Genomic DNA, 12616 nt, shown 5'->3' on the forward strand with positions numbered 1-12616 from the left:
TATGCCGTGCGAGGCGGCGCCCACGGTTCCGGCGACGACGTCGTCACTGCAGGGCGCGATCCCGGTCGGATCAGCTACCGCCGACCGAGATGCTGGTCGCGCGTGGGATGAGTGTGGGCAATGCGCGTCGCACCGGGTGGCCGCCCTCGGGACGAAGCACGAGATCGAGCGCGTCGGCGGCGATCTGTTCGAACGGCACCCTCACGGACGTGAGCGGCACAGGCAGCCGAGCAGCCAGGGGTATGTCGTTGTACCCAACCAGCGCGAGGTCACGACCGACGACCCTTCCGGCGGTGTGTGCCGCTCGCATCACCCCGATCGCCAGGTTGTCGTTGGCGGCGAAGACGGCAGTCGGGCGACCGCTAGTGAAAAGTTGCTCGCCGGCGGCGAGACCATCGTCGATGCCGTAACCGGCGTAGCGCACACTGTCGCCCGGGATCGACACCCCGCGCTCTGCCAATGCCCGGCGGGCGCCGACGACCCGGTCGTTCGCGCTGGAGGTGAAGCTCGGACCAGTCACGATGGCGATGTCCCGGTGCCCCAGATCGAGGAGGTGCCGCACGGCAAGGTAGCCACCGGTTTCGTCGTCACCCAGTGCGGACGGGCTCGCGCCATCCGTTCGGAGCACCAAAGCGTGCGGGACGCCTCGCTCCCGCAAAGAAGCGGGTAGCGCATCGTCGAGGCGCGCTGTCGCGAGAACGACACCCTCGACATTGCGGTCCAGGAGCGTTTCCGTCGAGCGACGCTCGTCCTCGGGATCGTCCCCACTGGTCGCCACGACCGCGAAATAGCCACGGCGCCTCGCCTGACGCTCGAGAGCCTCGTACATCATCGCCATCACGGTGTCCGTGAGTCGGGGGACGAGCACGCCAATCGTCCCGGTACCGCCCCGACGCAGGCTCGAGGCTACGACGTTGCGGCGGTACCCGAGCTCGTCGGCGACGCGCCGGACCCGCTCGGCCGTGGCAGACCGCGACCGGGGGGCGCGCTCGTCGAGCACGCGGCTCACCGTCGATGTGCTCACCCCTGCCCTCTCCGCGACGTCGCGCAACGTCACCACCCGCCGTTCGATGCTGTCCACCCGTCCTCCGATGTCTCACCGCCGTACGCCGATCGCCTGCTCACGGCCGATCTTTCGCCAGACCCCTTGACGTGTCCACAGCGTACCTGTCATGGTTGCAATCGTTCCCGGGAACGATTGCACTCCCGGCTTCCGACTCGACGAAGAGAGAAGAGAGGGCCATGACGCTCGACCTCCGCGGACTCAGCCCGGCACCCGTCACCCCGTTCACCCGCGACGGCGACATCGACTTCGACGCAATCGCACGCCTCGGCTCCTGGCTCGGTTCGATCGACGGCGTTAAGAGCCTCGTCGTCCTCGGCCACGCCGGCGAGGGCACGTTCCTGACGATCGACGAGCAGCTCGACGTCATCCGCGCGTTCCGGGACTCGGTCGAGGGCCGCATCCCGATCGTGGCCGGCATCACCGGCGAGGGGAACAAGGTCGCCGCCCTGGAGGCCAAGCGTGCCGTCGAGGCTGGAGCCGAGGCTGGCCTGGTCTACCCGTCTCACGGCTGGCTGCGGTTCGGGTACCAAAAGGGCGCGCCCCAGACCCGCTACCGCGACATCTACGACGAGAGCGGACTTCCGCTCATCCTGTTTCAGTACCCGGACAACACCAAGGCGACCTACGACCTCGACACCCAGCTGGAGATCGCCGGCCAGGACGGCGTCTTCGCCACCAAGAACGGCGTGCGCAACATGCGGCGCTGGTACACCGAGATCCCGGCGCTGCGAGCCGCGTACCCAGAGCTGCAGATCCTGTCGTGCCACGACGAGTACCTGCTGCCGACCATGTTCGACGTTGACGGACTGCTCGTGGGCTACGGCAACATCGCCCCTGAGCTCCTCGTCGAGCTCATCCAGGCGGGCAAGGCCCAGGACTACGCGCGCGCCCACGCCATCCACGAGCGGCTCCTACCGGTGACCAAGAACGTCTACCACCGCGGGTCGCACATGGAGGGCACCGTGGCGCTCAAGTGGGGCCTTGTGCACCGCGGCATCCTCGAGCACGCCACCGTGCGCACGCCCCTGCTCCCGCTCCCCGACGGCGCGGACTCCGAGATCGCGGCCGCATTCGCCTCCGCCGGACTCGGTCGGGTCACCGTCACGGCGTGAGCCCGCCCGACTGAACGGCCATCCGGGGCAGGGCTGCGCCCGCGGCCCTGCCCCGCCCAACAACTGCCACGAACCGCGACGCAGTCTTGGTCGATGACGACCACCTGGCGCGCTCCAACGAAGGAGGCCCGCAGTGAGCGAGCGCAGAATGTCCACCATCAGCACGCACGTACACGTCCCGACCGCGGGACCGGAGACCATGATCGAAGGCCACCGACGCCGCCGCACGCTCTGGCAGGGTCTCGCGCTCGCGGGCCCTGCGTTCGTGGCGGGCGCGTGGCAGTTCGGCCCCGGCAACCTCACGACCGCCGTCCAGGCGGGCAGCGGCTACCAGTACACCCTCATCTGGGTGATCGCCGTCTCGACGATCCTCATGATCTTCCTGACCGACATGAGCGTGCGCTTGGGGATCAACACTCCGGTCTCGCTCATCAGCTCGATAAAGGATCATCTCGGCCCCGTCACCGGCATGGTCGCGGGCGTCGGAGTCTTCCTCATCACGCTCATGTTCTCCGTCGGCAACGCGACCGGCTCGGGTCTCGCCCTGTCCATGATGCTCGGCGGCCCGCCGGTGATGTGGACCGTCATCTGCTCGCTCGCCGTCGGCGCGATCCTCGTGCTGCGTAACGTCTACAGGGTGATCGAGCGGGTCCTGGTCGTGACGGTCGCACTCATGTCGATCTCGTTCGTCGCGAGCGCCTTCATCGCCGCACCCGACTGGTCCGCCGCCGCCGCGGGACTGATCCCCGAGGTCCCGGCCGACGCGGAGCTGCTCGTCGTCGCCCTCGTCGGGACGAACCTCTCCGTCAACGCGGCATTCTTCACCGCCTACGGCACCAAGGCGCGCAACCGCACTGCCGACGAGTACCGCGACACGACGCTCGCGGACACCATCCCCGGAATCGTCGCGCCCGGCATCATGACCGCGCTCGTCATCATGGTCGCAGCCAGCGTGCTCGGCCACACCGGTCAGGCCGCTGACAGCCTGCCCGCGCTCGCCGGGGTCTTCGAGCCGCTTGCCGGAACCGTGGGAGCCACCATCTTCGCCGTCGGTTTCTTCGGCGCGGCGTTCTCCTCGATGATCGCCAACGCCACCGCCGGCGGCACGATGCTCTCCGACGCCCTCGGCCGCGGCCCGTCCTCCGGGTCACCCACGGCCAAGGTCGTCAGCGGTTTCATCCTCGCCTTCGGCGTGACGATCGCGCTCATCTTCCAGGCCTCACCCGTGGGCCTCATCGTCATCGCGCAGGCGCTCACCGTCCTCGTCGCCCCCGTGCTCGCACTGCTCATCATCATCATGAGCAGCCGACGCGACCTCATGGGCAACCTCCGCAACCGGTGGTGGCAGAACATCTTCGGCACGCTCGCTCTCGTCGCCGTCCTGGCCCTCAGCGTGCGCCTCGTCATCACCCTCACCGCTGGCTGAGCTAAGAATGCCGACGCGGGGCCGGCCCCAAAGCTGTCTCGCCCCGGGTTCAGTGGAGGCTCTGGTGTGTCCCGCGGGGTCTGTCCGATCAACGGTGGGCGGGGCTCGGCATCCTTCAGTTGCTCGAGGGGTTGATGCGCCCCTCGAAGGTGATCGCGAACGCGTTCAGCGCGGCCTTCCACCTGATGACCCATCGTGCCCGACCGCGGCCGGTGGGGTCCAGGGAGCGGGTGACGAGGTAGAGGCACTTCAGTGCCGCGGCGTCGTTCGGGAAGTGGCCTCGGGCGCGCACCGCTCGCCGGTAGCGGGCGTTGAGGGACTCGATCGCGTTCGTGGTGCAGATGATCTTGCGGATCTCAACGTCGTAGTCCAGGAAGCCGATGAACTCCCCCCACGCGTTGCGCCACAGCCTGACCGCGGCCGGGTACTTGCCCGCCCATTTCGCGGCGAACTCGTCCATCCGCATCTCGGCCTGCTCGGCGTTCACGGCCGTGTAGATCGGCTTCAGGTCGCGGGCCATCGCGTCCCAGTCCTGGCGGGCCGCGTACCGGAAGGTGTTACGGATCAGATGGATCACGCACGTCTGGACCTGCGCCAGCTCCCACGTGGTGGTGATCGCCTCCGGAAGGCCCCTGAGCCCGTCGCAGACCGCGATGCACACGTCGGCCACGCCCCGGTTCTTGATCTCGGTCAGCACGTTCAGCCAGAACTTCGCGCCCTCGCCGCCGTCGCCGGCCCAGATCCCCAGGATGTCGCGCTCCCCGCGGGTGGTGACCCCGATGACGACGTAGAACGGCTTGTTCGTGACCTGCCCGTCGCGGACCTTGACGACCAGAGCGTCGATGAAGATCACGGGGTAGACCTCGTCCAGCGGCCGGGTCTGCCACTCGGCCATCTCGGCCACGACCCTTGTCCGTGATCCGGCTGACCGTGTCCTTGGAGACGCTCGCGCCGTAGACCTCGGCGAAGTGCGCGCTGATCTCCCCGGTCGTCAGCCCCCGCGCGGTCAGCGACAGCACCAGCTCGTCGACACCGGTCAGACGCCGCTGACGTTTGCGCACGATCGCCGGCTCGAAGCTGCCGTCCCGGTCGCGAGGCACGTCGATCTGCACCGGGCCGATCTCGGTCAGCACCGTCTTGGGCCGGGTTCCGTCGCGCTCGTTCGTCCCCGTCATGGCCTCCCGCTCGCCCGGCGGGTAACCCAGGTGCTCGGTCAGTTCCTCCTCCAGCGCCGTCTCCAACACCTGCTTCGTCAGCCCGGTCAGCAGACCGTCCGGCCCGACCAGGTCGATCCCCGCCGCCTTCGCCTGAGCGACCAACTGCTGTGCCAGCGCCTGCTTCTCGTCATCGTCGAGCGTCACGGGCTCGACGATCTCGGTCACTCTGCCTGCTTCCCGCCAGACACCACGTCCAGCGTGTCAGGCCGAGACCCACCCACCGTTAATCAGACAGACCCGTACACCTCAAGCCAGCCGCGCAGCGTGCCGCGCACGATGCCCAGGTCCTCGGCGATCCCGCGGACCGTGGCCCCCGGGGTGGACTCGTACAAGTCGACGGCCTGACGACGGAACTCCTCGGAGTAGTTCTTCCTGGCCATGGTTACTGAATCATCTCGCTTCCCCAGCAGATGCTGGAATCAGCGTGTCCAAGAACCGGGGTCAGGCCCCCAGGCGACCGTTCATTGCGACAAGCGCCTGGCACCATGATCGTCGCCCGGGGAAGCCTCGCCGTCGTGAACATGTCCCAAGATGGCCCTCGCCGGTCGTCCGACGTCCGCGAGCTGTGGCGCGCCACGAGCCTCGCCGAGGTGTGGCTGCGCCCGGGGGACTGGTATCACCCGGCGGTCGACGCGTTGATCCAGGCGGTCGAGGACGACAGCTGCCCGATCGAAGCCGCGCAACGGCTCGGTGCCGCACGCGGCACCGCCGGCGTGGGCATCGGCGAGGCGCTCGACGACGTCACGTGCCTCTACCGCGCGACCGGCCGCTCGCTGTCGGTCGAGGTCGTCCGCGCGACGGCGATCGGCTGGGCCCAGGGACGCGAGGGCACCTCGATGCTGCCGGGCGTGCACGACCCGGCGACCGGCCTGCCGACCGGCGACTACCTCGCCGAGCGCCTGCGCGAGACCTACGGCCGCGCCGCGCGCGAGGGGCTGGACGTCACGGAGACGCACTGCCTGCTCGTCGTCGACGTGGGGGTCGACGAGCTCGACCGGTGGAAGCGCATGGCGCGCTCGGCGGCCGTGGGCCGCACGCTCGAGCAGATCTTCGGCGAGGGCCACCCGATGGCGACCATGGCCGACGGCATCTTCGCCGTGCTGTGCGAGCGCGGCGAGGCGATCACGCGCGTCGCACACTCGGTGCGCCGGATCGTCGAGCGCAACGCCGAGATTCTCGGGCTCAACGAGGCGCTCCGCAGCCCGACCCGGGTGCAGGTCGAGCCGTTACCCGCCACGCACGACGCGGCGGTCGAGCTCCTGCGCCAGCTCATGCGTTGACCGACACGGAACTTCCGGCCGGAGCTCGCCGCATACCTCGTCCACCGTCTCGAGTCGCACGCGTACTCACGCAGGAGCCGAGAAGATTCGCCGGTGGCCACCAGCACGAGTGGGGCAGAGCTTTGCACTCCGCCCCACTCGGTGCTCGTCTCAGCCGCAGGTCGCTCGCGCGTCGGCCCAGTCGGCGTGGTCGAAGTTCTTGCCGTTGGTGGCTTCATGGGCGACGAGCCGCAGACGGTCAATCCCGGTGACGTCAACATTGAGCGGGAGGGCCGCCTCGTCGTTCGTGAGGACCGGTGTCTGGGCCAGCAGCCGGCCGTCGCCGTACACCTCGAACCTGACCGAGCCGATACCGCTCTCCCGCGGGGTCTCGAGGACCTCGTCGTCGATCCCGACGACGGCGCCGAACGTGGTGCACGTGCCACCGAGCCAAGCGGTGAGTGAGCCGGTGGCATGCATGCCGATGCCCTTGGCATACCTGACATCGTCGATCTCCAGGGGGCGCCCGTCGCCCGCTGCCGCCTGCCCGTTCGACATATCGCGCTCGATGGGGCCGTACCCGTTGGACTGCTCGAGCCACGGCACGTCTGAGAGATAGACCGTGCCCGTCAGCGGTGGCGGCGTCACCCACATCGTCGACTGGTTCGCCGCCACATGCTGGCTCCCGCCGTCACGGTAGGTCGCCCGGACGGGCAGCTCCACCGTTCCGCTCTCGGCGTCCTCAGGCACCGTGACACGCCAGGTGCCTTCGAGCACCTGGCCTGCGCCCAGCTGCTTGGCACGGACCGGGTCTCCGTCGAGCACCCATCCGTCGGGCACGGCGGGCGACAGCGAGACCGTGCCTACCTCGCGGTCCGCGACGGAGAAGGTGGCACTCAGGTCCAGGGTGGTGCCGGGGGCAATGTCTGCACGTGCCGGCTCGACGTCGAGCTGCGCGGCAGGAACGGGTTCGACGGGGTCGAGACAGGAGTCGCGGTGGGGTGTGGCGAGGCACACGACCGCGGCGAAGCCACCGTTGGTCGCCGTGGGCACCGTGAGGGTTTCTTCGCTGGTGGCGCGAACTGTCTTGGCCACGGTCGCAGACCCGTTGCTGCCCTGGTCGGTGAGCAGGTCGACGATGAGCTTGCGGCCGCCGAACCGGTCGAGCGGCAGCTCGAGAGGCGCGCCGGTGCCGGCGCGCATGCCGCCGACGAACCATCGGTCGGCGGACTTGCGTGCGAGGACGAGGTCGGAGCCCGGGGTTCCGCTGATGAGTCGTGTCTCGTCCCAGCGGGCGGGGATGTTCTGCAGGAACGGCGCGGCGTTCGGCTCGGCGGCGTAGGCCTCGGGCTTGTCGGACATGTGCTGCCACCCGGACTCATAGACGATCGCCATGGCGACCTCGTGTGCCTTGGACGAGCTGCCGTTGCCGCGCGAGAAGGTCACGGGCGTCCAGTCCATCGAACCGACGACGTTGCGGGTGAACGGCACGGTGAGGCTGCGTTGCGGACTGATGCCGTTCTCCGCACCGCGGACCGCCTCGTAGGTCATGATGTGCGGCCAGGTGCGCTGCATGCCGGTGGGCAGCGATGCGCCGTGGAAGTTGACCATGAGGCGGTGCTCAGCGGTGTCGGCGGCGATTTGGTCGTACCACTGGTGAATGGCCTGGCTGTCGGTGTCCATGAAGTCGACCTTGATCCCGCGCACGCCCCAGGACGCGAGGCGAGGCAGCCATTCGTCGCGCTGCTCCTGGGTGCGCAGGTCGCGGCTGTGGAACCAGACGATGACCTCGACGCCCTTGGTCTGGGCGTACCGCACGGTGCGGGGCACCCAGCTGGCGTCCCAGCCCTCGTCGAGCAGGACGTACTCCCAGCCCATCCGGGACGAGAGGTCGATGAAGTCGCGCTGGCGGTCCTCGCTGCGTGGGCTGTTCCAGTCCGTCAGCCAGCTCCAGCTGGAGGTGCCGGTGCGGATCCAGGACGTGTCGGTACCGGAGAGCTGGTTCGGGCTCGCCAGGTCGTCGACGAGCGTCGACGAGACGACGTCATCGAGCCCGCCGACGATCGCAACCCGCCAGGGCGTGGACAGGTCACCGGTCGCAGTGACGGGTCGGTTCTGGAACAGGTCGACGCCGTACGACAGCGAGCCGGTGCCGTGCGACAGGTGTGAGCCGGAGTAGTCCCCGTGCAGGTCGGCCTCGGTCAGCAGCACGTAGCGCTCACCCTGCTGGAACAGCGCGGGGTAGCCGACCGATCCGGTGCCGTTGCCGCCCGACGCGGTGGTCTGGGTCCACTCCGCCTCGTAGTTGACGGCGTAGGACTTCTGCATCCAGGCCCGCCCGTCCGCCGGGAGCGTCCAGCGGCCGGACTCGTCGTCGACGCGGTGCTCGCCGTCGCCGTCGACGAGGTACCGGTAGGCGGCGCCGTCGGCGCCGAGGCGCACCTGGATCGAGAACCGCTTCCCGTCGCGGTTCTGGAACTCGAACAGGGACTCGGTGTGGGTGTACGCGCGCTCGGCCCGCTTGCCGGTGGTCATGGTGTACGAGTCGGCGACCACCGCGTCGGTGCGGCTGACGAACGACAGCCCCGAGCGGAAGTCGCCGTCGCTGCCGACCAGGCCGAGCCGGGTCGCCGACACCACGCTCTGCCCCGCAGCGCTGATGTCCAGGCCGACGCGGCCGGTGGAGTCGAGCGTGAGCTCCCCGCCAAGGTCCGAGCCTTCCGGTGCGCCGATGGCCCAGCGTTCGACGACCGCCGGGTCCTCGGGCGGCACGTCGGCGCACGCCAGCCTGGCATCGCCCCATGAAGCGTGGTCGAAGTTCTTGCCGTTGGTCGCCTCGTGGGCGACGAGTCGGAGCGTCTCGACGTCGGTGACGTCCGCCGTCAGTTCGTGCGAACCATCGTTTCCGGTCAGCACAGGGGTCTCGGCGAGCAGCCGGCCATCGCCGAACACCTGGAACCGGGTCGTGCCCACGCCACTGGTCACCTCGTCGTCGAGGCCCACGAACGCCGAGAAGCTGGTGCAGTTCGCGGCGAGGTCGACGGACAGGGCGCCGGTTGCGTGCATCCCGATGCCCTTGTCGTACTGCGTGCCCCCGATCGTGATGGTCCGCCCGTCCCCGGCCGCGGCCTCGCCGTTGGACGTGTCGCGCTCGATCGGGCCCCACCCGTTGGACTGGTTGAGCCAGGGCAGGTCTGAGACATACACGTCTCCAGTAGGCGCGTCGGCATGTGCGACAGCCGCCCCTGCGACGGTGACCCCACCGGCCACCACGGACCCGGCGGCTGCCGCGGCGATGATTCCTCGCGATCTCAGTGTGCGTCGTTGCACTGCATTCTCCTTCGTGGATACCTGACGTCGAGCGTGCAATCGGTCGTGCTCAGCCCTTGAGGCCGGTGTGGGCGAGGCCCTGGACGAACTGCTTCTGTGCGACGAGGAAGACCGCCAGCACGGGCAGGACGGTGAGCGTGGTGGCGGCGAGCTGGACGTTCCACATGGGGCCCCCGTAGGCGTCGACGTACTGGGTAAGGGCCTGCGGGAGCGTGAACCTGTCCTTGCTCGACAGGTACACGATGGGTTCGAGGTAGAGGTTACAGGACTTGAGGAACGTGAAGATCGCGACGGCTCCGAGCGCCGAGCGCGACAACGGGACGGCGATGCGCCAGAAGATTCCCCACCGCCCGAGCCCGTCCACCCGTCCGGCCTCCTCGAGCTCGGTGGGCAGGCCGAGGAAGAACTGCCGCATGATGAACACGGCCAGGACGGCCGGTGCACCGAGGACCGGGATGACGATGAGCGGCCAGTGCGTGTTGATCAGCCCGAGGCTGTTGACGATGCGGAACAGCGGCACGATCGTCACCTCGGACGGCACCAGCAGGCCGACGAGGACGAGGACGAAGAGCGCGTTGGCGCCGGGGAACCGGATGCGTGCGAAGGCGTAGCCGGCCATTGCGGCCACCAGCATCGTCCCGATCGTGACGACGGCGGCGATGTAGAGGGAGTTCCAGTACTGCTGGGCGAACGGCTGGAGCGTGAAGACCTGGCCGTAGGCGTCGAACGACGGGTCCTGAGGCCACACCGTCGGCACGGCCCGGAGGATCTCGCTCATGGGCTTCAAGCTCGACGTGACCATCCACCATGTCGGGAAGACGAAGGGCACGCTGAGCACGGCCAGCAGCGCCAAGAGTCCCCACCGGGTCCCGCGCCGGCCGGACCGCGAGGAGCGCGGTGCCGTGGGGTTCGCTGCACGGGCGATGTCGGCCGTGCCGGCCCCGGGCGCGGACACCTCGGCCGGCGGCTCCGTCGTGGTCGCGGGAATGACGTCAGACCTCATGGAAGACCCACCTCTTGCGCGATTGCCACTGCACGAGCGTCAGGACGAGGACGATGAGGAACAGCAGCACGGCGATCGCGCTGGCGTACCCGAACTCGTTGAACCAAAGGGGCTCTTCGCAGATGAAGGGGGTGCCGCGATGACACGCCGAGCGGCGCGGTGACGCCCGGGTAGGGGTCGAGGCCCTCCAGGATCGGTTGCGACCAAGCAAACCTGTCCGGAAGGCCTCGACTGTGTCCGAGCCTACGGCCTGCGTGCCGTGCTGCCCGTGTTCGACATCCGCCACTCCCGCGACGTCGTACTGTGATCGCTGCGACCTGCTGGTGGGCCTGGCACCGTTGCGCGCGATCGACGTCGAGCGCCGCGACGACGGGGCGCTGGTGGTGACGGTCGAGTCGCCGCCGGGGCTGATGGGCTGCCCGGCCTGCGGGGTGGTGGCGGTGAGCAAGGGCCGGCGCATGGTCGAGCTGATCGACGCTCCGGCGTTCGGGGCCCCGGTCCGGTTGCGGTGGCGCAAGCGGCGCTGGCGGTGCCCGGATCCGGGGTGTGAGACCGGGTCGTTCACCGAGCAGCACGAGCAGGTCGCCGCCGCGCGCGCGGTCCTGACCACCCGGGCGATCGGGTGGGCCATCGCCCAGCTGCGCGCCGAGCACGCCTCGGTCGCCGGTCTGGCGCGTCAGCTCGACGTGTCGTGGTGGACCGTGTGGGACGCGATCGCCCCGCTGCTGACGGCCGCCGCGGCGGACGAGTCCCGGTTCGCCGGTGTCACCACCCTGGGCGTGGACGAGCACGTGTGGCACCACGTCGACGTGCGCCGGCGGGGGCCGAAGGAGCTGACCGGGATGGTCGACCTGTCCCGCGACGATGCCGGCCGGACCCGGGCCCGGCTGCTGGACCTCGTGCCCGGTAGGTCGACCAAGGCGTACGCCGACTGGCTGCACCAGCGCGGCGAGACGTTCCGGGCGACGGTGAAGGTCGCGACACTGGACCCGTTCGCCGGCTACAAGAAGGCGATCGACGACCAGCTGGCCGACGCGGTCGCGGTGCTCGACGCCTTCCACATCGTCAAGCTCGCCACCACCGCCGTGGACGAGGTGCGCCGCCGGGTGCAGCAGCAGACCACCGGTCACCGCGGCCGCAAGGGCGACCCGCTCTACGGCATCCGCAACATCCTGCGCGCCGGCGCCGAACGCCTCACCGCCAAGCAACAGGCTCGCCTCACCCGGGCGATCGAGGCCGACGAACGACACCTCGAGGTGTTCGTCGCCTGGCAGGCCGCCCAACAGGTCCGCGCCGTGTTCCACCAGCCCAGCCCCGAGGCCGGCCGCCGGCTCGCCCGCCGGGTCCTGGACACCCTGCACCGGTGCCCGATCCGCGAGATCGCCCGCCTCGGCAAGACCCTGCGCCGCTGGTCCGCCGCGTTCCTGGCCTACTTCGACACCGCCCGCTCCTCCAACGGCGGCACCGAGGCGATCAACGGACTCATCGAGCTACACCGGCGCGTCGCCCGCGGCTTTCGCAACTACGACAACTACCGGCTCCGCATGCTCCTGATCGGTGGAGGACTCACCCCGTGACCCCCCTCATCTGCGAAGAGCCGCAAAAGGGCTGTTGGAGAAGGGATAGGCGTACAGTCCGTCGCCGTCCTCCCACAGGCTCAGCGCGCTGGGGACGAGGTCGTCGAAGTCGTATTCCTCATTGCCCTCCAACGCCGGTCGCAGGTCGACCAAGGCACCGCTCGAGACGAACTCTGGGGCGTAGCTCTCGAGGATCCACGCGAGGTCCGGGGCGTTGCCGCCCGCCAGCTGAGTCGTCAGCGAAGTGGTGTAGTCCTCGAAGGGAATGGTCTCGAACGTCACGCTCGAGACCAGCTCCGGGTTCTGCGCGACGTACTCGTCGGCGATCTCCTGGAACAGTGCGAGCTGCGACTCGTCGGCCGTCCACACGGTCATGCGCAGGTCGACCGGCTCCGACGGCGTGCCGGGCTCGTCCACGGCGGCGGGCTCTCCGCCGCCGCCGCGGCGGACGAGGTCGCCGAGCTGGACGCGCTCACCAAAGTGATGCCCGTCCAGGGCAACCGGTACAACGACGCTGGGATGCGTATGGTCGGCCTGTAGACCGACATAGGCGAAAGACAAGCGCCGTGAGTCAACTGTGAGCCTCGGGTGGCCGTCTGGGGCTGGCTGGTCCGGATGGCGCTCGG

The 12616-nt window shown here is 69.3% G+C and carries 9 protein-coding genes and 2 pseudogenes; 5 read left to right on the top strand and 6 right to left on the bottom strand.

The window, feature by feature from the left end:
- Positions 1-70: 70 nt before the first annotated feature.
- Complete coding sequence (locus ISOVA_RS09575) at positions 71-1081, bottom strand: LacI family DNA-binding transcriptional regulator (protein ID WP_013839034.1); 1011 nt, start codon at positions 1079-1081, stop codon at positions 71-73.
- 161 nt (positions 1082-1242) lie between these two features.
- Between ISOVA_RS09575 and ISOVA_RS09580 the strand changes: the two genes are divergently transcribed.
- Complete coding sequence (locus ISOVA_RS09580; protein WP_013839035.1) at positions 1243-2178, top strand: dihydrodipicolinate synthase family protein; 936 nt, start codon at positions 1243-1245, stop codon at positions 2176-2178.
- A gap of 133 nt (positions 2179-2311) precedes the next feature.
- Positions 2312-3604 carry an Nramp family divalent metal transporter gene (locus ISOVA_RS09585; protein ID WP_013839036.1) on the top strand — a complete coding sequence of 431 codons (1293 nt, stop codon included), beginning with the start codon at positions 2312-2314 and terminating at the stop codon, positions 3602-3604.
- 115 nt (positions 3605-3719) lie between these two features.
- On the opposite strand, the pseudogene ISOVA_RS09590 reads toward ISOVA_RS09585, so the two are convergent.
- Positions 3720-4986: pseudogene (locus ISOVA_RS09590) on the bottom strand (IS256 family transposase).
- Positions 4987-5054: 68 nt separating this feature from the next.
- Positions 5055-5201: pseudogene (locus tag ISOVA_RS09595) on the bottom strand (transposase); the annotation flags it as partial.
- A gap of 105 nt (positions 5202-5306) precedes the next feature.
- Here ISOVA_RS09595 and ISOVA_RS09600 point away from each other — a divergent pair.
- The gene (locus ISOVA_RS09600) at positions 5307-6101 is read left to right on the top strand and encodes a hypothetical protein (protein WP_013839037.1); all 795 of its coding nucleotides are present in this window, start codon (positions 5307-5309) and stop codon (positions 6099-6101) included.
- Between the two features lie 150 nt (positions 6102-6251).
- Here ISOVA_RS09600 and ISOVA_RS09605 read toward each other — a convergent pair whose 3' ends face one another.
- Both ISOVA_RS09605 and ISOVA_RS09610 read right to left on the bottom strand, forming a co-directional pair.
- Positions 6252-9410 carry an NPCBM/NEW2 domain-containing protein gene (locus ISOVA_RS09605; protein WP_233275872.1) on the bottom strand — a complete coding sequence of 1053 codons (3159 nt, stop codon included), beginning with the start codon at positions 9408-9410 and terminating at the stop codon, positions 6252-6254.
- A gap of 49 nt (positions 9411-9459) precedes the next feature.
- Positions 9460-10188: a carbohydrate ABC transporter permease gene (locus ISOVA_RS09610; RefSeq protein WP_233275873.1), complete on the bottom strand. Its 729-nt coding sequence runs from the start codon at positions 10186-10188 to the stop codon at positions 9460-9462.
- Here ISOVA_RS09610 and ISOVA_RS16760 point away from each other — a divergent pair.
- Both ISOVA_RS16760 and ISOVA_RS09620 read left to right on the top strand, forming a co-directional pair.
- The gene (locus ISOVA_RS16760) at positions 10187-10576 is read left to right on the top strand and encodes a hypothetical protein (RefSeq protein ID WP_186004607.1); all 390 of its coding nucleotides are present in this window, start codon (positions 10187-10189) and stop codon (positions 10574-10576) included. The genes ISOVA_RS09610 and ISOVA_RS16760 overlap by 2 nt on opposite strands.
- A gap of 70 nt (positions 10577-10646) precedes the next feature.
- Positions 10647-11990, top strand: a complete 1344-nt coding sequence (locus ISOVA_RS09620) for an ISL3 family transposase (protein WP_463323640.1) — start codon at positions 10647-10649, stop codon at positions 11988-11990.
- 6 nt (positions 11991-11996) lie between these two features.
- On the opposite strand, the gene ISOVA_RS17265 is transcribed toward ISOVA_RS09620, so the two are convergent.
- Positions 11997-12551, bottom strand: coding sequence for an ABC transporter substrate-binding protein (locus ISOVA_RS17265; RefSeq protein WP_049788311.1), 555 nt, complete (start codon positions 12549-12551; stop codon positions 11997-11999).
- Positions 12552-12616: the final 65 nt, after the last annotated feature.

The organism is Isoptericola variabilis 225, assembly GCF_000215105.1.
Classification (GTDB): Bacteria; Actinomycetota; Actinomycetes; order Actinomycetales; family Cellulomonadaceae; genus Isoptericola; species Isoptericola variabilis_A.